General features: G+C 51.5%; 23 protein-coding genes. 18 read left to right on the top strand and 5 right to left on the bottom strand.

Annotated elements, in window-relative coordinates; translation table 11 throughout:
• The first annotated feature begins 118 nt into the window (after positions 1-118).
• From C7E00_RS08410 to C7E00_RS08395, 4 genes are read left to right on the top strand one after another with little or no spacing between them, the layout of a single operon-like run.
• Positions 119-859 (top strand): segregation and condensation protein A, encoded by a 741-nt coding sequence (locus tag C7E00_RS08410; RefSeq protein ID WP_105303866.1) that lies wholly within the window; start codon positions 119-121, stop codon positions 857-859.
• The gene (scpB, locus tag C7E00_RS08405) at positions 856-1,563 is read left to right on the top strand and encodes an SMC-Scp complex subunit ScpB (RefSeq protein ID WP_105303865.1); all 708 of its coding nucleotides are present in this window, start codon (positions 856-858) and stop codon (positions 1,561-1,563) included. Before C7E00_RS08410 ends, scpB begins: the two co-directional genes overlap by 4 nt.
• Positions 1,560-2,333, top strand: a complete 774-nt coding sequence (locus C7E00_RS08400; protein ID WP_105303864.1) for a DUF459 domain-containing protein — start codon at positions 1,560-1,562, stop codon at positions 2,331-2,333. Before scpB ends, C7E00_RS08400 begins: the two co-directional genes overlap by 4 nt.
• Complete coding sequence (locus C7E00_RS08395) at positions 2,311-2,775, top strand: DUF4358 domain-containing protein (protein WP_105303863.1); 465 nt, start codon at positions 2,311-2,313, stop codon at positions 2,773-2,775. The genes C7E00_RS08400 and C7E00_RS08395 overlap by 23 nt, the downstream gene beginning before the upstream one ends.
• A 402-nt stretch (positions 2,776-3,177) precedes the next feature.
• On the opposite strand, the gene C7E00_RS08385 is transcribed toward C7E00_RS08395, so the two are convergent.
• Complete coding sequence (locus C7E00_RS08385) at positions 3,178-3,861, bottom strand: Crp/Fnr family transcriptional regulator (RefSeq protein WP_105303861.1); 684 nt, start codon at positions 3,859-3,861, stop codon at positions 3,178-3,180.
• 282 nt (positions 3,862-4,143) lie between these two features.
• Here C7E00_RS08385 and C7E00_RS08380 point away from each other — a divergent pair, with 282 nt between their 5' ends.
• From C7E00_RS08380 to C7E00_RS08370, 3 genes are all read left to right on the top strand, one after another.
• Positions 4,144-4,785 carry a hypothetical protein gene (locus C7E00_RS08380; RefSeq protein ID WP_105303860.1) on the top strand — a complete coding sequence of 214 codons (642 nt, stop codon included), beginning with the start codon at positions 4,144-4,146 and terminating at the stop codon, positions 4,783-4,785.
• Between the two features lie 150 nt (positions 4,786-4,935).
• Positions 4,936-6,231 (top strand): adenylosuccinate lyase, encoded by a 1,296-nt coding sequence (purB, locus tag C7E00_RS08375; protein WP_105303859.1) that lies wholly within the window; start codon positions 4,936-4,938, stop codon positions 6,229-6,231.
• A gap of 165 nt (positions 6,232-6,396) precedes the next feature.
• The gene (locus tag C7E00_RS08370) at positions 6,397-8,955 is read left to right on the top strand and encodes an FAD-dependent oxidoreductase (protein WP_105303858.1); all 2,559 of its coding nucleotides are present in this window, start codon (positions 6,397-6,399) and stop codon (positions 8,953-8,955) included.
• Between the two features lie 33 nt (positions 8,956-8,988).
• On the opposite strand, the gene C7E00_RS08365 is transcribed toward C7E00_RS08370, so the two are convergent.
• Together C7E00_RS08365 and C7E00_RS08360 are read right to left on the bottom strand one after the other, a co-directional pair.
• Complete coding sequence (locus C7E00_RS08365) at positions 8,989-9,804, bottom strand: MerR family transcriptional regulator (protein ID WP_105303857.1); 816 nt, start codon at positions 9,802-9,804, stop codon at positions 8,989-8,991.
• A 21-nt stretch (positions 9,805-9,825) separates the two neighbouring features.
• On the bottom strand, positions 9,826-10,632 hold the full coding sequence (locus C7E00_RS08360) for a copper homeostasis protein CutC (protein ID WP_105303856.1): 807 nt from the start codon (positions 10,630-10,632) through the stop codon (positions 9,826-9,828).
• A gap of 63 nt (positions 10,633-10,695) precedes the next feature.
• On the opposite strand from C7E00_RS08360, the gene C7E00_RS08355 reads away from it, so the two are divergent.
• From C7E00_RS08355 to C7E00_RS08345, 3 genes are read left to right on the top strand one after another with little or no spacing between them, the layout of a single operon-like run.
• Positions 10,696-11,181, top strand: a complete 486-nt coding sequence (locus C7E00_RS08355; RefSeq protein ID WP_105303855.1) for a GNAT family N-acetyltransferase — start codon at positions 10,696-10,698, stop codon at positions 11,179-11,181.
• A 1-nt stretch (position 11,182) separates the two neighbouring features.
• Complete coding sequence (locus C7E00_RS08350) at positions 11,183-12,301, top strand: 5-methyltetrahydropteroyltriglutamate--homocysteine S-methyltransferase (RefSeq protein WP_105303854.1); 1,119 nt, start codon at positions 11,183-11,185, stop codon at positions 12,299-12,301.
• 54 nt (positions 12,302-12,355) lie between these two features.
• On the top strand, positions 12,356-14,833 hold the full coding sequence (locus C7E00_RS08345; RefSeq protein WP_167836531.1) for a translation factor GTPase family protein: 2,478 nt from the start codon (positions 12,356-12,358) through the stop codon (positions 14,831-14,833).
• Between the two features lie 158 nt (positions 14,834-14,991).
• On the opposite strand, the gene C7E00_RS08340 is transcribed toward C7E00_RS08345, so the two are convergent.
• Positions 14,992-16,281: an adenylosuccinate synthase gene (locus C7E00_RS08340; protein WP_105303852.1), complete on the bottom strand. Its 1,290-nt coding sequence runs from the start codon at positions 16,279-16,281 to the stop codon at positions 14,992-14,994.
• Between the two features lie 107 nt (positions 16,282-16,388).
• On the opposite strand from C7E00_RS08340, the gene C7E00_RS08335 reads away from it, so the two are divergent.
• Genes C7E00_RS08335 through C7E00_RS08325 form a run of 3 tightly spaced genes read left to right on the top strand, consistent with a single transcriptional unit; the run spans position 16,389 to position 19,413 of the window.
• Positions 16,389-17,228: a P-loop NTPase gene (locus tag C7E00_RS08335; protein WP_105303851.1), complete on the top strand. Its 840-nt coding sequence runs from the start codon at positions 16,389-16,391 to the stop codon at positions 17,226-17,228.
• A gap of 57 nt (positions 17,229-17,285) precedes the next feature.
• Complete coding sequence (locus tag C7E00_RS08330) at positions 17,286-17,984, top strand: response regulator transcription factor (RefSeq protein ID WP_105303850.1); 699 nt, start codon at positions 17,286-17,288, stop codon at positions 17,982-17,984.
• On the top strand, positions 17,947-19,413 hold the full coding sequence (locus tag C7E00_RS08325; RefSeq protein WP_105303849.1) for a sensor histidine kinase: 1,467 nt from the start codon (positions 17,947-17,949) through the stop codon (positions 19,411-19,413). The genes C7E00_RS08330 and C7E00_RS08325 overlap by 38 nt, the downstream gene beginning before the upstream one ends.
• An 84-nt stretch (positions 19,414-19,497) precedes the next feature.
• Here C7E00_RS08325 and C7E00_RS08320 read toward each other — a convergent pair whose 3' ends face one another.
• Positions 19,498-20,640, bottom strand: a complete 1,143-nt coding sequence (locus C7E00_RS08320) for a DEAD/DEAH box helicase (protein WP_105303848.1) — start codon at positions 20,638-20,640, stop codon at positions 19,498-19,500.
• Between the two features lie 63 nt (positions 20,641-20,703).
• On the opposite strand from C7E00_RS08320, the gene C7E00_RS08315 reads away from it, so the two are divergent.
• The 5 genes from C7E00_RS08315 to C7E00_RS08295 are packed head-to-tail and all read left to right on the top strand — an operon-like array spanning position 20,704 to position 23,644.
• A complete protein-coding gene (locus C7E00_RS08315) occupies positions 20,704-20,961 on the top strand; it encodes a TIGR03905 family TSCPD domain-containing protein (protein ID WP_105303847.1) in 258 nt (85 codons plus the stop codon).
• 10 nt (positions 20,962-20,971) lie between these two features.
• Complete coding sequence (lspA, locus tag C7E00_RS08310) at positions 20,972-21,433, top strand: signal peptidase II (RefSeq protein ID WP_105303846.1); 462 nt, start codon at positions 20,972-20,974, stop codon at positions 21,431-21,433.
• Positions 21,430-22,344, top strand: a complete 915-nt coding sequence (locus C7E00_RS08305) for an RluA family pseudouridine synthase (protein ID WP_105303845.1) — start codon at positions 21,430-21,432, stop codon at positions 22,342-22,344. The genes lspA and C7E00_RS08305 overlap by 4 nt, the downstream gene beginning before the upstream one ends.
• On the top strand, positions 22,341-23,153 hold the full coding sequence (locus C7E00_RS08300; RefSeq protein WP_105303844.1) for a rhomboid family intramembrane serine protease: 813 nt from the start codon (positions 22,341-22,343) through the stop codon (positions 23,151-23,153). The genes C7E00_RS08305 and C7E00_RS08300 overlap by 4 nt, the downstream gene beginning before the upstream one ends.
• Entirely contained in the window at positions 23,150-23,644 is a 495-nt protein-coding gene (locus tag C7E00_RS08295; protein ID WP_105303843.1) for a deoxycytidylate deaminase, read from the top strand. The genes C7E00_RS08300 and C7E00_RS08295 overlap by 4 nt, the downstream gene beginning before the upstream one ends.
• Positions 23,645-23,655 lie beyond the last annotated feature (11 nt).

The following is a 23,655-nucleotide window of genomic DNA, read 5'->3' as shown; positions in this document are numbered from 1 at the left end:
GCTGGAGTGATTCCGGCCTCATTTCTTTGTCTTTTCTCTAGGATTCTTAAGGTGAGAGAGGCCCCTGCAGTATGGAGCTCTTCCTGCCTTTTTGCTATAATTCACAGGGAATCAGAACATGGAAGAATTCAAGGTGACGATCGATCAGTTTGAAGGTCCGCTCGACCTGATGCTGCATCTGATCAAGGAAAAAGAACTCGATATCTTCGATCTGGACGTGAATGTCCTGACCGATGAATATATTTCCTATCTGAATGCGATGAATGACCTGCATCTGGAGGTTGCCAGCGAGTATCTCGTGGAGCTTGCCGAACTGATTGAATACAAGTCCAGGAAGCTGCTGCCGCAGCAGACCGAAGATGATCCGGATACGTATGAAGAAGATCCGAAGGACCGTCTGGTCAGAAGACTCCTGGAATATCAGCAGTTCAAGGAAGTGACGAATACCCTGGAGCAGATGTATGAAGACCGCCAGGAACTGCTTGGCAAGCCGCTCTCGGAAGAAAGCGAGCAATGGTCTGATCAGTCTCAGGAACCTGCGCATTATGAAGGAAATCCATATGAGCTGATGCGGGCGATGATGCGGGTGATGAGGCGGATGCAGCTGAGCCGGCCGATTGAAACGAAATTCACCAGGAAAGAAATCTCCATGGAAGACCGGGAACTGGAAATCCGGGCGAGGCTGGATCATCTGCCGCAGAATTTCCGCTTTGAACAGCTTCTGGAAGATGTGCATGATCTGCCGATGTTCATCGCAACTTTTCTTGCGGTACTTGATCTTGCCCGTCTTCATACACTTGTTTTCACAGTCAATGATCAGGATGAAATCTGGTTTTCCAGAGGAGCAGGGTTAGCATGAGTGAAGAAAAGAAGATCGAAGAAACAGAAGGTAGGCAATCAGAGGCCCGGATCCTGGTTTCAGCAGAAGAGAACTCTTCTGAACCGGAAGAAACTCCTGCAGAAGAATCCGCCTTCGGGCAGAGTTCTGACAAAGCAGATGCTTCCTTGAATCAGGAAGAAGGACGCGGCGAAGCGATCCTTGAAGGCCTTCTGTTTCTGGTTGGCGATGATGGAATCAGCCTTGAGCAGGCAGCAGAAACGCTTGGCGTCAGCAGCGAGCGGTGCGAAGAGCTGTTTGCGGGATTGAAAGAACGGTATTCCGGGGATGCCTATGGCATTGAAGTGACGGAGTTCGGCGGGATCTACCGGTTTCTGTCAAAATCATTCGTGCATGATTATGCCAGAAAGCTGTTTCAGATGGGCAAGGCTGCCACCTTGTCGCAAGCAGCCCTGGAGACGCTGGCGATCATTGCGTATAAGGGACCGATCACCCGGGTGGAAATCGAAGAGATCCGCGGTGTCGGTGCAGATATGATGCTCAGAAAGCTGCTGGCAAGAGATCTGATCCGGGAGAATGGACGCAGCGATGCGCCAGGCCGGCCGATCCTTTATGAAGTGACGGAAGAGTTCATGAACTCGTTCAAGCTCATGAGTCTCAAGGAACTGCCGGAACTGCCGAAGTTCGGGCAGGAAGAAGAAAGTGAAGATCTGTTCCGGCAATGAAGAAGATCACGAGTCTGATTGCGCTGGCATTGCTGATCAGCGGCTGCGGCGGCAAAACTGCAGCAGCGTCTGCAGCACCTTCTGGTTCTTCGGAACCAGCAAAGTATGCCTGCCGTCTGGTTGATTATTATCCATATGCAGATCCGGTGCCTGCTTCTGAGGCGATAGAAGACAGCTACTACGATTCTGCGCTCTTTGCAGGGGATTCCCGCATGGGTTCTCTGTATCTCTATGGCACTCATAAGAATGCCCAGGTGGAATATGTGACCTCTCTGAACCTGTTTCTGATCGGAACGACAGAAGCGGATAACCATGAGGATGGCGTCACCCTGGAACAGATTCTTCAGGAAACCGATCGTCAGAATATCTACCTGATGTTCGGCATCAATGAGATCCGCAATACGGAGTCGTATTTTGACGGCTGGATTGAGCAGTACCAGTCGGTGGTAACGGAGATCCTGAACCATAACCCGGACGCATCCATCTATATTATTCTGACGTACCACCCTGATTCGATTTCGGGACTGGAAGAACCTGAACTGAGCGAGCATCTGCAGTGGATCAATTCCCGGCTTGTCAGCATGGCAGAGCAGAACTATCTCTACTATCTCGATACCGATAACGGGCTGGATGACGAGAATGGAACGATCAAGGATGAGTATGTTGCGGATGGTCTGCACTTCACGCCGGAAGGGGCTCATGCCTTTGAGGATTATATTGCGACACATATCGTAAGGAGGGAAACCTATGTTAAAGAAGTTTGTGACTAGCATGATTGCACTGTTCCTGCTGGCAGGATGCTCATCCGGATCTTCTGCGGAAGCTGCTGCTGCCGCAGATCCTGCTTCTGATGCAGCGAAAATCGTCGAAGATCTGAATCTTTCAGATCATATGGACCAGGTCCAGGATCGGATTGTCTCCGGTCTGTTCTTCTTCGATGAAGGCGTTGTGACGCAGTCTGCAGTCTATATTGCCAATGACAAGTCTGCCGATGTGGTCGGCGTATTTGAAACTACGGATGCGGATTCCTGCCGCAAAGCGATTCAGACGTATCTCGATTCTGCGAAAACGCAGATGCAGAACTATTTTCCGGATGAGGTATTCAAGCTCGACAATGCTGTCGTGGAAGACAATGGCAGCACGGTGATCCTGATTGCCTGCAGCGATCTGGAAGGCGCAAAGAAAGAAGCCGACAGCATTCTCGGCAAATAAGAAGGGCTTCTGAATGGTGCGAGCAATCGCATGATCCGTAAAAGACCTTACAGTCTGTCTATTAGGACTGAAGGGTCTTTTTTTACTTGAGTCTCTTTTATCATTTATCCTTCATGAATCAGGAAGCCATCGCCTTTATGAATGCGCATCCTGAGAAACTGTATTATGTGCCAGGCCAGCAGGGATTCCTCAGAATTCAGCGCCGGGATCATCGAAGCCTGTCTCTGATCTCTTTTCTATCCTCTAAAGATCTTAAGCGCATCCGAATGGAAAATGAAACGGGAAGGCCTTTCCTCCTCCCCGATACTGGTTTGCAGACTCCGATGCACTTCTGAATTTTCAGCCTGTGCTTTTTTATAGGGAGAAAGCCTTCCGACTTCAGATCCTCCTCTGTTTCAATGGTCATTCCGGCAGATGATCCATTGGTCTTTTCAGCAGGATGAAATGATTCTTTTCTGTCTTCAGCCAGCCTTCTTTTGCAAGGGAGGACAGGGTGGAAGACATCGCCGAGCGCTCGACGCCAAGATACTCGGCCAGCTGTCTGCGGTCATAGGGAATATCGAATTCCGCGCAATGAGCCCGCAATGCTTCTTCTGATAAATAGGAAAGAAGCTTTTCTCTGGTCTTCTGAGGCCTGACATGGCGGATCGTCGCATAAAGGTTCATATTCCGTCTGGCTAGCTCGCTGAGCATATTCTTCAGGATCAGCTCCCGGAACGGGCTGCCGTTCTGGTCTGAAATGAGGTCCTGGATGCTGAACCAGAGCACCACCGATGGCTCTTTCGCCGAAGCACTGCAGTCAGCAGGCAGATTGCGGGCACAGGCATAGTTTTCCGCAAACAGATCGCCTGGTTCGATCACGGTGAGTTCCTGGTATCTGCCCCAGAAGTCATCCTGATAGAGAACTGCTTTTCCTTCCAGAAGGACGGCAGCGCGATGAATCCGCTGTCCTTCGCGGACGATGATCTGTGCTTCGGAATAATGCTTCAGCTGGATATCAAGGGTTTCCAGCATGGTTTCAAATTCATTGTCCGGAATTCCGCGGAAGATCCGGGCTTTCTTGATCGTTTCAAGGTATTTGCGCATAAATGAGTGAGTCCTGGTCCATTATACCGCTCGAGGGGAATTTCCTTTCATGAATTGCAAGACAGGATCTGCTGGCATGGATATGGACCAGTCATTCTTTTGCAGTTGACAGAGCGAAAGAATTCGGCTATAAAAAAACGAACATCCGGTCAATCGGAAACTGAATTTCCGGAGGATTGATAAAAGGTGTGCCTGATGAATCCAGCAAGCCGCCGGAACAGAGATCGTCTCTGAGTATTTCAGAGTGCTGACACACCGCTAAGTGCTCGGAGCAGAGAGAATATGATTAATGATCAGGAAGGGAAGGAAACTATGATTCATAACACATTCAGCAGAGGGAAGAAATTGATTCCCTGCATCGCAGCTGGAGGGATGCTATGTCTGCAGGTGCTTGTACTGCCTGCTGCTGCAGAACCTGAAGATCAGCGGTTTTCTGCTTTTTCAGAAGATCAGAAATGGAACATCGAGGTGGCTGCAGATTACGATTATTCTTCTGCCTCCTGCCAGTCTTCTGAGCTTGGCTATTGTTTCGTAAACATTTCTCTGAATTCCAACAGGGTAATTGACGGATCGCCTGCCACGGGATATCCGAAATCTCTGCAGATTTCCTTTCAGAAGCTCAGAAACCGGATGATGGAAGAAATTACAGGCTTTCTGGATGCGTCTGAGCTCACGCAGCTGGAAGAGCGGCCCAGAACAGATGGAACCGTACAGATTGCATTCAGTCTCCTGAATCGCAGGCAGGACGTCTTTCTGCATGCCCGCGAGGATGGCGTGATTGCGCTTTTTGATCCCGAGGTGCAGGAGTTTGTCTATTACCAGGCGGATCCGGAGGAGATCAAGGAGATGAAAGAAACTCTGGAACAGGATCTTTCAGAAGCTCAGAAACTGCTGGATGACTACAGAGCATCTCAGAATAGGTAAGACCTCTCTCTGATGTGATAGGAAACGGAATCTGCTCCGGAGAATTTCTCCGGGGTTTTATTGATCCTCCGGGTTCAGCCTGGATGAAATCCTGCTTGCCAAGTGCTGGATGCTGTAAGTAGAATTGTGCTGTCAAAGGAGAGCGGAAGAATGATTGAACGGTATTCTAGGAAAGTGATGCGTGATGTCTGGAGCGAACAGGCAATGTATCAGGCATGGCTGGAGGTCGAGATCCTGATTGATGAAGCCTGGAGCAAGCTTGGAGAGATTCCGCCTGAGGATGTGGAAGCGATCCGCAGAAACGCAAAGTTCGAGGTAAGCCGGATCCATGAGATTGAAGCAGAGACAAAACATGATGTCGTCGCGTTCACGCGCTGTGTTTCCGAGAGTCTCGGTGAGGAAAAGAAGTGGGTGCATTATGGCGTGACGAGCACTGATGTCGTCGATACGGCAAATGGCATCCGCTTTCAGAAAGCAGACGCCATTCTGCGCCAGGATATTCTCGATTTCATGGAAATCCTGAAAGCCAATGCCCTGAAGTACAAGGATACCGTCATGATGGGAAGAACCCATGGCGTCCATGCGGAGATCACGACCTTCGGACTGAAGTTTGCGCTCTGGTATGAAGAGATGAAGCGGAACCTCGAACGGTTTGATGCGGCTGCCGCAGATGTCGAAGCAGGCAAGATCAGCGGTGCGGTCGGAACGTTTGCCAATATTCCTCCGTTTGTGCAGGATTATGTCTGTGAGCAGCTTGGCATCCATTCTGCGAATATTTCCACCCAGGTTCTGCAGCGCGACCGTCATGCGCATTATTTTGCCACCCTGGCCCTGATCGGCTCCACGCTGGAGCAGATGGCTACGGAGATCCGCGGTCTTCAGCGCACCGAGATTCATGAAGTCGAGGAACATTTCAGCAAAGGCCAGAAGGGCAGCAGCGCGATGCCGCATAAGCATAATCCGATCGGCTCTGAGAATATCTGCGGATGTTCGCGAGTTCTGAGGGGCTATATGCTAACGAGCTATGAAGACATTGCACTCTGGCACGAACGCGATATCTCGCATTCTTCTGCAGAGCGGATCATCGCTCCGGATGCGACGGAACTGCTGGATTACATGCTGGTGCGCTTCGGCGGAATCCTGAAGAATCTGACGGTGTTCCCGGAAAAGATGAAGCAGGATATCTGGCTGACGCATGGCATCATCTTCTCTCAGAGATTCATGCTGAAGCTGATTGAGAAGGGCTGGCCGAGAGAAAAGGCATATGACCTCGTGCAGCCGCTGGCGGCTAAAGCATGGGAAGAAGGAAAGAATTTCCGCGATCTGATCGAAGCTGTGCCGGAAGTGCAGGCTTCTCTTTCCAAAGAAGAAATGGATGACTGCTTTGACCCGATGTATCACACGAAGAACGTGGATACGATCTACAGACGGGTCGGGATTCTCTGATCAGACTCAGCAGCCTGGCGTTCCTGAAGAACGGGAACGCTTTTTTTATTCTATTCATGATTTCACGAATTTTTCTGATTTCCCGTTGACTCTGTATTCAATACAGGGTTTAACATACGAATGTCCTGATTTGTGAAATCGTGTACAAATCGGTGGGAGGAAAAAATGAAGGGAAACAAGGTTACAACTTCTGCGGTCTGCGGACTTTTCGCAGTCGCAGCTGTCCTCGGAAGCCTCGGCGGATGCGGACAGGGAACATCATCTTCAGCAGCTTCCGGCAAGACCGGAACCTACCATGGCGAAGCACAGGGCTTCGGCGGGGTAGTGGCTGCAGATGTCACATTTGACAATGGCAAGATCACGGATGTCGTGCTCACAGGCGACAGTGAGACACCGACCGTCGGCGGAGCTGCGCTGGAAAAACTGAAGCAGCAGGTTCTGGATGCAGGCAGTGCCGACATCGATGGCGTATCTGGTGCGACGATGACTTCCAACGGCGTAAGGGGAGCAGTTCAGGCTGCGATTGATGCGACCGAAGAAGGGACAGCAGCCGCGGATGCGGATGCTGCTCTGAGCTTCAAGGCAGGAACTTATACGGGCAGCTCGGAAGGTTACAATGGCCCGGTGGAGCTTGATGTCACGTTCTCTGACAGCGGCATTGATGACATTCAGGTCAAGACATCCAGCGAAACTGCTCATGTCGGCGATGTGGCGTATGACATTATGTTTGCGGATGCCAAGGAAGCAGGCGGATCCGGAATCGATTCCGTTTCCGGTGCGACCTTCACCTCCAGAGCCATCAAGGCAGCTCTGGATGATGCGGCAGAACAGGCTGGCGTATCCGATCTCTCTGCATTCCAGAAGAAGACCGTGAAACATACGGCTGGCGATCCGATTGAGGAAACCTATGATGTCGTCGTCATCGGCGGCGGCGGCGCCGGCCTGGCTGCGGCAGCGCAGGCAGTTCAGAATGGGGATTCGGTCGTCGTGGTCGAAGAGAATGCGGAAATCGGCGGAAACACCCTCGTCTCCGGCGGACAGTTCCAGTCGGTGATGCCGTATCTCGTCTGGGATCCTGCTGATCCGGAAGCGACCGAAGGAACCTGGGATTACAACGGAAAGACGTATACGAAGCTCAAGGCTACCCAGGGGCAGCTGAGTGTTCTGAAGACGATTCTGAACTGGTCTGAGAAACCGTTTGATCCTTCTTACTTTGATACCCATGACTACGTGGCAGGCGAAATCGATACCCTGTCTCAGGCGGGAGTCCATCAGGAATACCTCGGAACGCTGCAGGCTCTGAAGAAAGAGATTCAGGCATATCTCGACTATGCAGAACCAAAGCTGTCTTCCGGCGCATCGGAGTCCGATCTGACCCTGTTCTCCACGGTCAATCTCCATATCTTCCAGACGTATTACGGAGGATTAAGAAGATCTGCCGACGGATCTGAATGGATCTATGGCAATTATGATCTGGTATCTCAGTTCATCAATGACGGCCAGGGCCTGAAGGAATGGCTCGAAGACCAGGGATCCCTGTTTGCAGATGACAAGCAGCTGACGCTGATCGGAGCGCTCTGGTATCGTGAGAACCAGAACATGGGCTGCGATATTGATAAAGACGGCGTCGCAGAGGCGACCGGCAACTGGGGCACCTACTTCCTGCCGTTAAGCACAACCGTCATGAATGCCGATGGCAATGCGATCATGACCAGAACCAAGGCAGAAAATCTGATCCTCGAAGACGGCAAAGTGACCGGTGTGACCGGCACGCAGTATGACGGAACTCCGGTCACGCTCCATGCAAAGAAAGGCGTCGTGATGGCAACCGGAGGCTATGCTGCGAATATCCAGATGGTTGTCGATGATAATGAATACTGGGATCCAGATTATCTGACCACCGGCATCAAGACGACCAACCGTTCCTCTCTGCAGGGCGATGGCATCAAGATGGGCGAAGAGGCAGGAGCTGCTCTCACCGGTATGGGTTTCCCGCAGATGATGCCGATCTCCTGGGTTGACAATGGCAACCTGGCATTCGGCGGCGGCCAGTATGCGGTTTACATCAATCCGACCACCGGCAAGCGGTTCGTTGATGAATCGGCAGAACGTGATGTCCTTTCACTGGGTGAATTTGCAAACGGAGTCGAATACAATGGGACCAAGGGCGTGTTCCTCGAAATCACGAATGCCAATACGGCAATCGGCATTCCGTATCCGTATGACAAGTATGAAAAGGGACAGGTTGTCGAGATCTCTCATGACGATGTTGAGAACCGGGTCTACTATGTCTCCAGTGCGGAAGACATTCAGGAAGTCCTGGATCAGTATGGCATGACAGCTTCTCCGGAAGAAATCTATGATACGATCCGTCAGTATGATGAAGCATATCTGAATGATGAAGTTCCTTCCGACGGGATCAAGAAGAGCGCCTGGAACGCTACGATCGGAACCGTTGATGACAGCGGCGAATACAAGCTGGAAGGCGAGCTTCTGAGAATCCGCGTCATGGCACCGTCTACCCACCATACGATGGGCGGCCTGGTCGTTGATACAAAGCGCCATGTTCTGAACGCAGATGGGTCTGTCATTCCTGGTCTCTACGCAGCAGGCGAAGTGACCGGCGGCATTCATGCCGGCAACCGTCTTGGCGGCAATGCGATTGTTGAAGTGCTTGTTTCCGGAAGAACTGCGGCAAACGCAATTGACGAAGACAACCAGTAATCTCACAGCAGATTAAAAAGAAGAGCAGGTTTTCTAGCCTGCTTTTCTTGTGCGCTCGTGAATTTCAATGCATGCCCGGATCCGGAAATGGTACAGCATCTTTCCGTCTCTTCGTTCTACTCTGGCAAGATATCCCGTCGTGTCTGACAGAAATTTCAGATGGCGGTCTTCTGCATACTGCATCATCGGAGCAATCTGCAGAAGATCCATCTCTTCCAGGTTGCTGATGAGGACCATCATCGAAAGACATTTCCCATGCGGGATGATCACCGCATGTTCATTGACCGGGATTCCACGCTCTTCCAGCATGAAGAGATACGTGCCAAGTCCGGTCTGGATCTGGATCCGGCGATCTTCGATCGGGCCGTTCAGAACCTCTTTCGGAATGCGGATGACGGGAGTCTGGGTCAGATAGTACCTGCCTGCAGAGTCCAGCAGTTCTTTCGGGATATCTTTCAGATCATAGTAATCGATCTTCTCATCCGTGGATTCCATGACCTGAACCTGGCTGGAAGGGTAGTCTGACTCCGAGACATGCTGGCATTCCAGTTCCAGGAACCGTACCTGTTTCTTCAGCTGCGCGATCTGCTTGTTCAGCTCAGAGATTTCTTCTTCCAGGATTCCGATCAGCTCCGCATTCCCGGATCCCTCATAGATCTGCTGAATATTCTGAAGCGGAACCTGGAATTCCCGCATCTTCCGGACATAGGCAAGCTCGACGAAGTCTGCGATCGTATAGTCATAATATCCATTCTTCTCCCGGGCCGGATGAATCAGACCTTTCAGCCGGTAGGAACGGATGGTTTCTGCATTGATGCCAGTCAGAAGGGCAAAGTCGTGGACCTTCATGCAGGAATCCTTCCTGAACGATCAGCGGCGTTCTTCGTCATCATAGTGCTCTTCTTCCTCTTCAAAGCGGTCATTCTCAAGCATTGCCTGATCTTCGCCCGTCAGGACGAGGTGCTGAGATTCAGGGATCCTGCCAAGTGCCTGATAGACTGCATTGAGATTCCTCGCATCGACTGCGGCATACGGAGACGTATCCATGCGCATGCTCTTGGCGGTCATATGGAACTGATCCGAACCGGTTTTCGAAAGCACTTCCCGGATATTGTCCGCATGGATACCGCAGCCAGGCAGAATCTCGATATGAGCTCCATAGGTTTCAATGAGATGGCGGACCAGATCTGCACCTTCCTGAACCGTTTCCTTCTGACCGCTTGTCAGGATCCGGTCCACCCCGCAGGCAATCAGCGTGCGGCAGGCTTCATCGGGATCTCTCGTTTCATCAAAGGCCCGATGGAAGACCGCAGTCTTTCCGGCTTCATGAATTCTCCGGGTCATGGTTCTGACAAACTCCTCATGGACGGTATGATCCGGATTCAGAGCGCCGAACACGATTCCGTCCGCGCCATTCTCCAATAGAATCACTGCATCCTCTGCCATGACTTCGAGTTCTGCAGAATCATAGCAGAAGCCGGCAGATCTCGGCCGGTCCATGCATACAATCGGCAGATCCGTGCAGCTGCGGGCATGTCGGAGCTCTGCGATCGTCGGGGTCAGCCCGCCGAGTTCCAGGGCAGAGTTCAGTTCAATCCGATCAATCGGAAATCTGGAAGCGGTCATGACGTCCAGGAGACTTCCGCAGCAGATTTCCACTTTCCAGCGTGCAAACATAGGGTTCCTCTCTTTTCAGCGATGTTCTTCTCCAGTATAATTCATCGAAACGGAGGTTTTTTCATGAAGATACGCATGGCTGAAGAAAAGGATATTCCGGGGATCGGAAAGCTGCTGGTGCAGGTTCTGAATATTCATGCCGAAGAAAGGCCTGATCTTTTTATTCCTGATACGGTGAAATACACTCCGGACGAGCTGAAGATAATGTTTCAGAACCCGGATACCCCTGTATTCTGTGCAGTCAATGATGAGGACCAGGTGCTCGGATACGCCATGACGATCCGGAAGCATCGGGTCCATTCGAATAATATGAAGGATGTCACAACCCTGTTCATCGATGATCTCTGCGTGGATGAGAAATGCCGGGGCATGCATGTCGGCGAGCAGCTCTACGAGTATGTCAGGAGCTGGGCGATTGCGCAGGGCTTCTACAATCTCACTCTGAATGTTTGGGCAAAGAATATCAATGCGCAGAAATTCTATGAAGCCATGGGCATGAAGCCGATGGAAACCGTGATGGAACAGATTCTGGAACAGAAGGAGAACTGAAATGACACTGACTACCCCGTTTCATTATGACTATGTCGGAAGCTTCCTGAGACCTTACAGGCTGAAGCAGGCAAGAGAAGCATTTGCGAAGGGAACCATCTCCAGAGAACAGCTGACGGAAACCGAGAATGCATGCATCAGCGAACTGGTGAGCAAGCTGAAGGAACTTGGCTATCATGTGATCACCGATGGCGAATTCCGTCGTTCTGCATGGCATCTGGATTTCATGTGGGGCTTTGAAGGCATCGGTCACAGTCCGGCAAAGTACGGACTGCCGTTCCATGGCGAACAGGCCATGATCGATGATACGTATCTCATCGGAAAGCTCGGTCTTAAAGGAGAGCATCCATTCGTGAATCATTATCGCTTCGTGAAGCAGTATGAAGATGAGAATACGATTGCCAAGCAGACCATCCCTGCGCCTGCCCAGTTTCTGGCGCAGCTGATCATGCCGTTTGCAAAAGAGAATACGAAGAAGTATTACGGTTGTGATGCAGAGCTGATCGAGGATCTTGTTTCATGCTATACGGCCGTGATCCATCAGCTGTATGATGCCGGCTGCCGGAATCTGCAGTTCGATGACTGTACCTGGGGCATGCTGGCAGATCCGCATGCGGACCGGTACTATGGGGTAAGCGGCAGCGGACTGGACGAAATCAAGGAAACCTATCTCGAGATCAATAACCGTGTCATCGCCTCAAAGCCAGAAAATCTGAAGATCAATACGCATGTCTGCCGGGGCAATTTCCATTCTACTTATGCGAATTCCGGTGCTTATGACAGCGTTGCGGCGTATCTGTTTGCCAGAGAGAATGTCGATGCATTCTATCTGGAATACGACGATTCCCGTTCCGGAGGTTTTGAACCGCTTGCCGAAGTGTCAGAGGGAAAGAAGGTCGTGCTTGGTCTTGTCACGACAAAGTCTCCCCAGCTGGAAGATGAGAATGCAGTGATCCGCAGAATCCATCAGGCAGAGCGGTATCTTCCGCTGGATCGTCTCTGTCTCAGTCCGCAGTGCGGATTCGCCTCCTGCGAAATCGGCAATAAGCTTACTGCCGATCAGCAGTGGGCGAAGCTTGAACTTGTGAAGCGGATTGCCACACGCGTATGGAATGATTGAATCATGGACCTCTGCGGCATGCATCTGCAGAGGTTTTCTTTTACAATAGAGGCTATGTCAGGAAGAATTACGATCGGAATTCTTGCCCATGTCGATGCGGGCAAGACTACATGCATTGAAGCGATGCTCTATGAATCCAAAACCATCCGGAGAAAAGGCAGAGTCGATCATCAGGACTCGTTTCTGGATTACGATGTGCTGGAACGGAATCATGGCATCACGATATATGATAAGGAAGCACATTTTGTCTGGAAGAATACCGACTGCTATGTCATCGATACGCCTGGCCATGTCGATTTCTCTGCTGAGATGGAACGGGCACTTTCAGTTCTTGACGCCGCGGTTGTCGTGATCTCTGCACCGGAAGGCATTCAGCCCCATACGGAGACCATTCTCCATGCCCTGAAGGAATCTCATATTCCGGTTCTGGTCTTCTTCAACAAGATGGATCTTCCGCATCCTGAAAAACAGAAGCTGCTTTCGGATCTGCAGAAAGATCTGCCTGGGGCAGTCGATCTTGCTTCTGAAGATGCTTCAGAGCAGCTGGCTGCCTGCAGCGATGAGATGCTGGAAACATACAGTGCAGGCGAAGAAATCACGGATGAGATGATCCGCAATGCGGTATCTGGAGGTTCTGTTTCTCCGGTCGTGTTCGGCAGTGCGCTGAAGCAGGAAGGCATCGCCGATCTTCTCGATCAGATTGATCTCTATCTTCGTGCACCGGTCTATCCGGACTCGTTCGGAGCCAGAGTCTACCGGATTTCCAGAGATAAAGACGGGCACCGGCTTGTTCATATGAAGATTACCGGCGGGAATCTGAATGTCAGAGACCGCCTGAGCAAGGAAGAGAAAGCAGATCAGATCCGGATTATGAATGGGCAGGAAGCCGTGCAGGTGAAGGAGGCTTCTGCCGGCATGATCGTGACCGTCATGGGGCCGGAATCTGCGAAAGCAGGAACCGGCTATGGATTTGAACCGGATCAGAGGAAGGAAACGATGAAGTCCTCGATTTCCTATGCGCTGGAAGTTCCTTCCGGAACGGATCTGAATCAGCTGTTTTCCGTATGCCGATCCCTGCAGAAGGATTATCCGGAACTGCAGTTTGCGATGGAAGGAGATACGATCCGGGTACCGGTCAGCGGCAGGCTTCAGCAGGAGGTGCTGGCGCATCTGATCGCAGAGCGAAGCGGGATTCCGGTTTCTTTCGGAGAAGGAAAGATCCGTTATCTTGAAACGATCCGCTCTGAGACGGATGGAGCAGGACATTTTGAACCGCTTCGCCATTATGCAGAAGTACATCTGCACCTTTCTCCATTGAAACGGGGCAGCGGAATCATCCTGGAAAGTCTGATCAGCACGGATGAAGTTTCATCTGTGTTTCAGAATGCCATTCTTTCTGCACTTGCTTCCTCAGATCTGAGAGGGGTGCTGACCTGTTCCTCGTTAACGGATGTGAAGATTTCTCTTTCTGCCGCAAAAGGCAGCGTGAAGCATACGGAAGGCGGAGATTTCCGGGAAGCTGCCCTCAGGGCAGTACGGCAGGCCCTGATGAAGGCAGATAATCTGGTGCTGGAACCCTATGTTTCCTTTGTCCTCAGAATCCCGGATGCTGCTCTTTCCAGAGCTCTCTTCGATCTCGAACAGCGCCATGCCGATGCGAAGACCGAATCGCTGAAGGCTGGAATCAGTCAGGTTTCCGGGAAAGGTCCTCTTAGACTTCTTCGGAATTATGAAGAAGAGGTCCGCTCCTATACCCATGGATCAGGAAGGTTCTCCTATGAATCCTCAGGCTATGAGGAAAGTCCGGATCAGACGGTCATCATTCAGGACTCAGGCTATGATGCAGAACATGATCCGGACCATCCTGCCGGTTCGATCTTCTGCGTGCATGGTTCAGGGGTTTATGTGCCCTGGAGAGAAGCGGATGCTAAGATGCACCTGCAGCTGAAACAGAAGTCCGAATCAGAAGGCATGCATCATGAGACGATGCGGATCAGCGATGAGGAACTGAATCTGATCATGCAGAATGAGTCCGGCCGCAACCGGAAGCCGGAAAAGAACCGGCCGCAGCGGGTCGAGGAGAAGGTCAGGAAACCGAAGCCGTCAGTCTCAAAGGAAAAGTGCATCCTCATCGATGGCTACAATATGCTGTTCGGATGGGACAGCCTGAAGGAGCTTGCTCATGAGAATCTGATGATTGCCCGCGAGAAGCTGATTGATGAGCTTTACAGCTGGCAGGGATATGCCGGCATGAAGATGATTCTCGTGTTTGACGGATACCGGCAGAAGGACAGCATCGGCTCTTCTTACGAAAAAGGGACGATGACGATCGTCTATACCAGAGCGGATGAAACCGCCGATGCCTGGATTGAGCGGGAAGTCTATGAACACGCAGAAGAATATGACTATCTCGTTGCCTCGTCTGACGGCCTGATTCAGAACAGCATCTTTGCGATGGGGGCAATGCGTATGAGTGCCCGGCAGCTTGAAGCAGAAGTGATGTCAGTGAAGCAGATGTTCCTGGAGAAGTGAATCTGTTCCTGATAGAGAACCTTAGCTCCCTGGCGAGAGATGAAGAAAGCAAGACATAGCTTCGGATCCATTGCATTTCGTGAATCACAAGAAAAGATGCATCCTTCCGGGTATGGAGAACCATATTCCGGGGATGCATCCTTTTATTGAAATGGGATTCAGATCAGCTTGCGCAGGATGATATCCGCATCGCGTTCAGGGCTGACACTCACCATGCAGATGGGGACACCGGTGTATTCCTGAATGAATTCGATGTATTTTCTTGCGTTTTCCGGCAGGTCTTCATACTTGCGGATCGCGGAGAGATCTTCTTTCCAGCCATCGAAATACCGATAGACCGGTTTTGCGCGGCCGTAGTCCTTCAGGCTTGCAGGAACGGTATCGATCTGCCTGCCATCGAGGTCATAGGCAACACATACCGGAATTCTGTCCAGACCGGTCAGAATATCGATCTTGGTCAGTGCGAGATCAGTCAGTCCATTGATCCTGGCTGCCTGTTTCAGAACCGGCAGGTCCATCCAGCCGAGTCTTCTCGGTCTGCCCGTGACGGCTCCGTATTCTCCGCCTTTTGCCCGCAATTCCTCTGCGATCGGTCCGAATTCTTCCGTGACATAAGGACCTTCGCCGACTCTGGTTGCATAGGCTTTCGAGATTCCGATGATCCGGTCCAGCTTTCTCGGGCTGACGCCGGCACCTTCGCAGACACCTGCCGCAGTCGGGGAGGAAGAGGTGACATACGGATAAGTTCCGTAGTTGATATCGAGCATGTTTGCCTGGGCACCTTCAAACAGGACGTTCTTTCCTTCATCAAGTGCGCGATTGACCAGATCTACGGCATCGCAGATCATCGGAGCAATCTGCGTGCGGAGTTCGTCAAACTGAGCCACCAGCTCGTCATAGTCAAATGGAGTGCCGCCGTAGAGCTTGACGATCTCGCGGTTCTTCTTTTCAAGAATGTATTTCAGCTTCTCGTTGAATACTTCGCGGTCGCGGAAATCGCACATCCGGATTCCGGTCCGGTTGTATTTGTCGGCATAGCAGGGACCGATTCCGTTCTTTGTGGTGCCGATCTTCATGGCTCCGGCATCTGCTTCTTCGAGTTCATCCAGATAGCGGTGATAGGGCATGAGCAGATGAGCGCGGTCGCTGATCATCAGATGTCCTTCCGGCATCCGGAATCCTTTTTCAGAGAGAGAAGCGAGTTCCTTTAAGAGCACGAACGGATCCACGACGACGCCTGCACCGATGACGCATTGTGCTTCAGGAGAAAGAATGCCTGAGGGCAGCAGTCTCAGGATGACCTTCTGGTCTCCAACTACGACCGTGTGACCGGCATTATTTCCACCCTGGAATCTGACTACCATGTCCATATGGGTGCCGAGCAGATCGACGACTTTGCCTTTTCCTTCGTCTCCCCACTGGCATCCGACTACTACGTATCCTGCCATGAATATTCCTCCGTAACGTGGAACATTTTATCACGGATAGTCGTTTTCCGTGCTGATATTGCGGTGTTTTGCTAAAATAGTCCGTGTGTGAAGGAGAATCATTTACTATGAGTGAACAGAACCCGGAAACCTGCAGCCATCATTGCGAAGGCTGCAGTTCCAATTGCGCTGAACGAGAAAAGCCGGAATCATTCCGGATCGAACCGAATGCGAAATCGAAGATCCGCAAGATTATCGGCGTCGTATCCGGAAAAGGCGGGGTAGGCAAGTCCTTCGTGACTTCCATCCTGGCCAGTGAGATGCAGAGAAGAGGCTATCATACGGCGGTCATGGATGCGGATATCACCGGACCTTCGATGGGCAAGGTATTCGGCATCACGGAGAAGATGTACGGTGATGGCGAGCTTGCTTATCCGGCGAAGACGAAATCCGGCATCCAGGTGGTCACGACCAATATGATGCTGGAACAGGATGATCAGCCGGTCATCTGGAGAGGACCGATCGTGGCGGGCGTGATCCGTCAGTTCTACCAGGAAGTCTACTGGGAAGATGTAGATTATATGTTTGTCGATATGCCCCCCGGAACCGGCGATGTGCCGCTGACCGTGTTCCAGAGCCTGCCGCTGGATGGCATCATTGTCGTTTCCAGTCCGCAGGACCTTGTTTCGATGGTAGTCGAGAAAGCCATCAACATGGCAAATATGATGCATGTGAACATTCTCGGTCTCATCGAGAATATGAGCTATGTCGAATGCCCGGACTGCGGCAGAAAGATCCAGGTGTTCGGTCCGTCTCATATCCAGGAAGTTGCGGATAAGTACGGTCTGGAAGTGCTGGCTCAGATTCCGCTGCGGGAAGACAATGCATTGTATTCCGACCGCGGGGAGATCGAAGACCTGAAGGTTCCTGAGATCAGCCGGGCTGCCGACCTCATCGAAAAACGATAGAAATTTCAGACAGAGTTCACAGAATCCTGTCAGAATACTCAGCAAGGAGAAACGATTATGACGAGAATACTGATCGTTGATGACGAAGAGAAGATCCGCCAGATGATCCGGAAATATGCCGAATATGAAGGCTTTGAAACCGATGAAGCGGAAGATGGTCTGCAGGCTGTCGAGAAGTGCAGCATGAATCATTATGATCTGGTAGTCATGGATATCATGATGCCCAATCTCGATGGCTTCAGCGCCTGCAAGGAAATCAAGAAGACGCAGCCGGATCTGCCATTCATCATGCTGTCTGCCCTCGGCGAAGAATACGACAAGGTTCACGGATTTGATCTCGGCGTCGATGATTATGTCGTCAAGCCTTTCTCCAGCAAGGAACTGATGATGCGGATTCATGCCATCCTGAAGCGGGTTCATCCGGCTTCAGGAAGCCAGGAGACATTCCATCTGAAAGATCTTGCGATTGACTACAATGCCCGGGTGGTCACGATCAAGGGAGAGCGTCTGAATCTCTCTCCGAAAGAGTATGAGCTGCTGGTATATCTTGTGAAGAATGCCGGCATCGCCCTGACCCGGGAACAGATCCTGCAGACGGTATGGGGCTATGACTTCTATGGCGATGACCGGACGCTGGATACGCACATCAAGCTGCTGCGGAAGAACCTCGGCGAATACAGCAGATACCTTGTCACGCTGAGAGGAGTCGGATACCGCTTTGAAAAAGAAAATCAGTCTGAAGTGGAAAATAGCTAGATATCTTCTGTTCTTTGCGATCGGACTCATCGGGCTCCTGGCGGTGTTTCAGCTTCTGCTGCTGGAACCGATGTATGAGCGCTACAAGATCGCGACAGTCCGCAGAGCTGGCGATGAGATCGTTTCGGCATTGCAGTCCGGAGATGCTTCGGACCTCAATGAGAAGATCTATGAAGTCAGTGCGCAGAATGATACGTGCGTGCGCATCCTGAGCGGAAATTCGGATGTCATGACCGGCAATATGGGCTGTGCGCTGTACCGGATGGATACGAGCGAGCTGATCGAGCAGTACAATCTGGCCAAGGCAAATGACAATTCCTACCTGTCGACGACCGTTACCGGCTTCGGACTGGCGGGAGGAGTATCAGGACCTGGCGGAATCTTCAACAGTCATGATGATCTGATGAAGAACATCACGCTCACCCGGATTATTGAAGATGCTGATGGCGCTCAGGCGACGGTTATGGTCTATACCGGTCTGAGTCCGGTCAATGCGACGATGCAGACGCTGAGGATGCAGATCCTGTATATCTCTCTGATTGTCGCAGCGGCGATGATCCTGCTGGTCTACCTGATGAACAAGCATATCGCAACCCCGCTTCTCAGAATCAATGATGCGGCCAGGACGCTGCCGCAGGGAACTTATGACGCTCCTGCCAGTGCCGCCGAATACCGGGAAGCAGAAGAACTGAATACGACGCTGTCTCAGGCGGCAGTGGATATTCAGAAGGCCGATAAAGCTAAACGGGATCTGATCGCAAATGTATCGCATGACCTCAGGACTCCGCTGACGATGATCAGCGGATACGGGGAGATGATGAGGGATCTGCCTGGTGAGAAGACGGATGAGAACATCCAGGTCATCATCGATGAATCTCATCGGCTGACATATCTCGTCAATGATCTGCTCGATCTCTCGAAGCTGGAAGAAAACAAGATCAAGCTGAACTGCAGCTTATTCGATCTGTCCGCTCTGGCTGAACGGGAACTCCGCAAATACGATGTCTATCGAGTATCGGATGGCTTTGAGATCACCAGTGAATGCACGCCTGGTCTGATTGTCAATGCCGATGCGGCAAGAATCGAGCAGGTATTCAACAACTTCGTGATCAATGCCATAAATTATTCCGGAAACAGCCGGAAGATTGAAGTCAGGGTATTCCGGAAGGAGAACATGGCTCATCTGGAAGTCCAGGACCATGGCGAAGGCATTCCGGCCGACAAGCAGAAAGATATCTGGGACCGGTATTATAAAGTCGATAAGGAACATGTCCGCAGAGTGAATTCCTCCGGCATCGGATTATCGATTGCCCACCAGGTACTGGAACTGCATCAGGCCAGATACGGGGTCATCAGTAAAGAAAACGAAGGCAGCACGTTCTGGTTTGAACTGCCGATCGCAGAAGAAACGAAACAGAAAGCTGCTTAGCATGCATGCAGAAACAGACTTGCTTATCAAAGCTGGTCTGTTTTTTTCAGGTTCCATCGAATCGGCTTTTTTCTGCACATGAACTCAATGTCTCGGATGCTTTGCTGTTTGTTTTTCGGATCTGATCGGAAGCGTTCTGCTGGTCCTTCCGGTCAGGGCAGGAATCCTGGAGATCCTGTCTTTTTCTTTCGGCGATAGAAGGAGAATTGCCTTTCCTGGCTTTCCGCTCCTGGCTGTCCGGCTGATGCGGTGAACGAGAAATTCTTCCTGGTCCGGCCATCCAAGTGAGATGACAAGATCGAGATCCGATAGATTAATGCCCCTTGCCGCAACATCGGTTGCGATCAGCACCGGAAGGGTTCCCGCCCTGAATTCCTTCAGAAGCTTTCTGCGGAAGGCAGGATCCATCTCGCTGTGGATGCTGCCGCAATAGATGCCGCGATGATCCAGTTCCATGCGCAGACGATCGCATCCATTTCTCGTATTGCAGAAGATCAGTGCCCTGGACTGGTTTTTAAGCAGGGATGCGATGGCCTCGGTCTGTCTTTGCGGCGGGACGATCAGGTGATACAGATCCGGTTCTGCCTGGAAAGAAGGATCTTCGTCAATGGTGATGGAGAAAGGATGCTTCAGCATGGACTCAGCAAGCTTTCTGACATCATCTGAGGCCGTGGCACTGAACAGCATGATCTGCTGAGGAATCACCTGAGCGATGACTTCCTGCACCTGTTTGCGGAAGCCCATGGAAAGCATCTCATCACACTCATCGAGAACCAGGATCTGACACTGATCCGGACGGAATGTATGCCGGCGCAGGTGATCCAGCAGGCGGGAAGGAGTGGCGACGACGATATCTGCTCCTTTTGAAAACTTCCGGACCTGCAGGTTCATGTCGACGCCTCCTGTCAGCAAGGCAGTCCGGATGCCTTCCTGTCCTTCCAGCAGGGAACGGGACGTTTCTGCAATCTGCGTGCAAAGTTCCCTGGTCGGGGAAAGGATCAGTGCTGACGGCTTATGCTTTGTTCCAGTCTGATGCGGAATGCATTCCAGGATCGGAATCAGGTAGGCATATGTCTTTCCGCTGCCGGCCGGAGCAATCGCTAAGATATCCTCCCCGGTTTCGGCATGAGGAATTACTGCTTTCTGAATTGCAGAGTATTCTCTGACGCCGAGTTTCTGCAGCCGTTTCTGAAGGAGCTGGTTCTGTATCAAGGTTTCTGAAGTCATTGGGGTGTCTTATCCTTTCCGGTCCGTGTTATCATACTACTCGAATATCGGAGGTAATGCGCGATGGAAACATATATTTATCACCCGAAAGGAACCTGCTCCACCGAAATGAGATTCGAGCTGGATGGAGATAAAGTAGAAGGACTCACCGTTGTAAATGGCTGCAACGGAAACCTGAAAGGAATTGCTGCTCTGGTCAAGGGCATGCCGATTGATGAAGTCATTGCACGCCTTGATGGCATCCGGTGCGGCTTCAAGAATACATCCTGCCCGGATCAGATGGCCCAGGGCCTCAAGGCATACAAGGCGAGCAGGCAGTAAGGAACAGAATATGGAATATGGAATCATAGCGGTGATCCTGGTTCTGGATCAGATCACCAAAGCAGTCATCCAGAACAGTGCCGCTGTAAAAGCAGGGGTTGAAGTGATCCCCGATTTTTTCTATCTGACCTATGTGCAGAATACCGGAGCAGCCTGGAGCATGCTGTCGGGGCATCAGGTATTTCTCTGCCTGATTGCGGCTGCCGCGATCTGCGTGATGTGGGTCTTCATGCAGAAAGCAAAGAAAGAACACCTGAAGCTCTCAAAAACTGCCCTGGCGATGATGATTGCCGGAGCAGCTGGCAACCTGATCGACCGTCTGATGCTGAACTATGTCAGAGACTTTCTGCATTTCTATCCGTTCGGTTATGACTTTCCGGTGTTCAACGTCGCAGACTGCGCGCTGACGATCGGCGTCATTCTTCTGATCATCGGCATGCTGAAGGGCGAAGGCGAGGAGAAGCACGCATGAAGACCGTGAATCTGACTGCGGAAACCGGGGGTATCCGGATCGACCGTCTGCTCAGCGAACAGACCGAAGTCTCGCGGACCAGAGCCCAGAAGCTCTGCGATGAAGGCCTCGTGCTGGTCAATGGCAAGCCGGTGAAGAGCTCCTATAAGCCGGAACCAAGAGAAGAGATTTCTGCCACGATCCCGGATGATGAACCGCTGGCGGCAGAAGCAGAGAATATTTCCCTCGATATTCTGTATGAAGATGCAGATATCATTGTGATCAACAAGCCGAAGGGCATGGTCGTCCATCCTGCACCTGGGGCAGAACACGGAACGCTGGTCAATGCTCTGCTGTATCATTGCAAGGATCTTTCCGGCATCAATGGAGTCCTGAGGCCTGGCATTGTGCATCGGATTGATAAGGATACGACCGGATGCCTGGTCGCATGCAAGAATGATTTCGCGCATGAAGCGATCGCAAAGCAGCTGGAGACGAAGACGTGCCACCGGGAATACCGGGCCATCGTGACCGGCGTGCTGGATCATGATGAAGGCATGATCGATGCACCGATCGGCAGAGATCCGAAAGACCGTCAGAAGATGACCGTGACAGAACATCATTCCCGCCCGGCAATCACGCATTTCCATGTGCTGGAACGGTTCAAAGATACGACGTATCTTGAATGTGCTCTGGAAACCGGACGGACGCATCAGATTCGTGTGCATATGCGCTATATCGGCCATCCGGTTCTGGGCGACACGAAATACGGCACCCCATGCCGGTACATGGATACTCAGGGCCAGGTTCTGCATGCATACCGGCTGACCCTGATCCATCCGCGGACCGGGAAAGAAATGGTGTTTGAAGCACCGCTCCCGGAGTATTTTCAGACACTTCTGGACATGCTGCGCAGGGAGAGCATGCAATGAAGCAATGGAAACTGATTCCGCCGGTCACGAAGACGATTCTGTTCGTATGCACCGCAATCACCGTGCTGATCCATGTCATTCCGTTTGAAGGCAATTCCACGGAAACTGCGATTCTCTTCGGAGCCTATTACAAGACATTCGTATCTGCAGGAGAGTGGTGGCGTCTGTTCACGGCGGGATTTGAACATGTGAATTTCTGGCATCTGCTGATGAACATGTGTTCGCTGTATCTGCTTGGCAGCGTGCTGGAAAGAACCTACCGTCCGCTGCGTTATTTCCTGCTGCTGTGTCTTTCCAGCATTGCCGGCTATGCGTTTCTGTTCGTGACCGGCGGAAATACCGTTGCAGTCGGCTTATCCGGCGGGCTGTACGGACTGATGGCAGCTTACTTCATTCTCGTGTATAAAGCAGGCGGATTCCGGATTCCGCAGGTGCGTAATTCCTGTCTGGAAGTTCTGGCTATCAACCTGATCATGAACTTCATGCCGGGCATTGGTTATCAGGTTCATCTGGGCGGCCTCTTCATGGGTGCGCTGCTCGGCATTCTGTTCACGCGCGATCCGCAATGGAAGAGCGTGCGCAGCAGTGCGCTCTTATGCACGATTGCATTTTCTGCCGTGCTGATGATTCTGATTCCTTCTCATCTTTCCATTCCGGAAGATGAGAGGTATCTGGGAACTGATGCCAGGATTCTGACCTATGAAAAAGACCATGGCCTGCAGAATTATGCAGAAGGTATGGCCAGAAGGATTGATGATCTTTATGAAATCTCTTATCTGGAAGAGACTCTGACGGAGGATAACAGATGAATAAACGGGAAGGTACACTGACCTGGGATGAATATTTCATGGGCCTGGCCCATCTGAGTGCGCTGCGCTCCAAGGATCCGAATACGGCGGTCGGAGCTGCCATCGTCGATGGCAACCACAAGGTTGTTTCCGTCGGCTACAATGGCTTTCCGAAAGGCTGCAGCGATGATGTCTTTCCATGGAACCGGGAAGGCACTTTTCTCAACAGCAAGTATGCGTATGTCGTGCATGCTGAGCTCAATGCGATTCTGAATGCGCCCCGTCCGGTCACCGGATGCACATTGTATGTGAGTCTCTTTCCGTGCAATGAATGTGCCAAGGCAATCATTCAGTCCGGCATCCGCAGGATTGTCTATGAATCTGATAAGTATGCCGATACGGATTCCACGAAGGCTTCCCGGAGAATGCTGGAGGCAGCCGGAGTCGAACTGCAGCGGATCGAGAACACGATTCATATCGAAGTCAAGAAAGTGCCGAATACAGAAAAGTAAAACAGCCGTGA

This window comes from Anaerolactibacter massiliensis, from assembly GCF_900290205.1.
Classification (GTDB): domain Bacteria; phylum Bacillota_I; class Bacilli_A; order Erysipelotrichales; family Erysipelotrichaceae; genus Bulleidia; species Bulleidia intestinalis.
Note: the sequence above shows the minus strand (reverse complement) of the source record. Positions and strands in the feature narration are given on the sequence as shown.

Excerpts from the sequence above, each read along its gene's own strand:
- C7E00_RS08410 (WP_105303866.1), top strand. The coding sequence starts at position 119 with ATGGAAGAATTCAAGGTGACGATCGATCAGTTTGAAGGTCCGCTCGAC.
- scpB (WP_105303865.1), top strand. The coding sequence starts at position 856 with ATGAGTGAAGAAAAGAAGATCGAAGAAACAGAAGGTAGGCAATCAGAG.
- C7E00_RS08400 (WP_105303864.1), top strand. The coding sequence starts at position 1,560 with ATGAAGAAGATCACGAGTCTGATTGCGCTGGCATTGCTGATCAGCGGC.
- C7E00_RS08395 (WP_105303863.1), top strand. The coding sequence starts at position 2,311 with ATGTTAAAGAAGTTTGTGACTAGCATGATTGCACTGTTCCTGCTGGCA.
- C7E00_RS08385 (WP_105303861.1), bottom strand. The coding sequence starts at position 3,861 with ATGCGCAAATACCTTGAAACGATCAAGAAAGCCCGGATCTTCCGCGGA.
- C7E00_RS08380 (WP_105303860.1), top strand. The coding sequence starts at position 4,144 with ATGATTAATGATCAGGAAGGGAAGGAAACTATGATTCATAACACATTC.
- purB (WP_105303859.1), top strand. The coding sequence starts at position 4,936 with ATGATTGAACGGTATTCTAGGAAAGTGATGCGTGATGTCTGGAGCGAA.
- C7E00_RS08370 (WP_105303858.1), top strand. The coding sequence starts at position 6,397 with ATGAAGGGAAACAAGGTTACAACTTCTGCGGTCTGCGGACTTTTCGCA.
- C7E00_RS08365 (WP_105303857.1), bottom strand. The coding sequence starts at position 9,804 with ATGAAGGTCCACGACTTTGCCCTTCTGACTGGCATCAATGCAGAAACC.
- C7E00_RS08360 (WP_105303856.1), bottom strand. The coding sequence starts at position 10,632 with ATGTTTGCACGCTGGAAAGTGGAAATCTGCTGCGGAAGTCTCCTGGAC.
- C7E00_RS08355 (WP_105303855.1), top strand. The coding sequence starts at position 10,696 with ATGAAGATACGCATGGCTGAAGAAAAGGATATTCCGGGGATCGGAAAG.
- C7E00_RS08350 (WP_105303854.1), top strand. The coding sequence starts at position 11,183 with ATGACACTGACTACCCCGTTTCATTATGACTATGTCGGAAGCTTCCTG.
- C7E00_RS08345 (WP_167836531.1), top strand. The coding sequence starts at position 12,356 with ATGTCAGGAAGAATTACGATCGGAATTCTTGCCCATGTCGATGCGGGC.
- C7E00_RS08340 (WP_105303852.1), bottom strand. The coding sequence starts at position 16,281 with ATGGCAGGATACGTAGTAGTCGGATGCCAGTGGGGAGACGAAGGAAAA.
- C7E00_RS08335 (WP_105303851.1), top strand. The coding sequence starts at position 16,389 with ATGAGTGAACAGAACCCGGAAACCTGCAGCCATCATTGCGAAGGCTGC.
- C7E00_RS08330 (WP_105303850.1), top strand. The coding sequence starts at position 17,286 with ATGACGAGAATACTGATCGTTGATGACGAAGAGAAGATCCGCCAGATG.
- C7E00_RS08320 (WP_105303848.1), bottom strand. The coding sequence starts at position 20,640 with ATGACTTCAGAAACCTTGATACAGAACCAGCTCCTTCAGAAACGGCTG.
- C7E00_RS08315 (WP_105303847.1), top strand. The coding sequence starts at position 20,704 with ATGGAAACATATATTTATCACCCGAAAGGAACCTGCTCCACCGAAATG.
- lspA (WP_105303846.1), top strand. The coding sequence starts at position 20,972 with ATGGAATATGGAATCATAGCGGTGATCCTGGTTCTGGATCAGATCACC.
- C7E00_RS08305 (WP_105303845.1), top strand. The coding sequence starts at position 21,430 with ATGAAGACCGTGAATCTGACTGCGGAAACCGGGGGTATCCGGATCGAC.
- C7E00_RS08300 (WP_105303844.1), top strand. The coding sequence starts at position 22,341 with ATGAAGCAATGGAAACTGATTCCGCCGGTCACGAAGACGATTCTGTTC.
- C7E00_RS08295 (WP_105303843.1), top strand. The coding sequence starts at position 23,150 with ATGAATAAACGGGAAGGTACACTGACCTGGGATGAATATTTCATGGGC.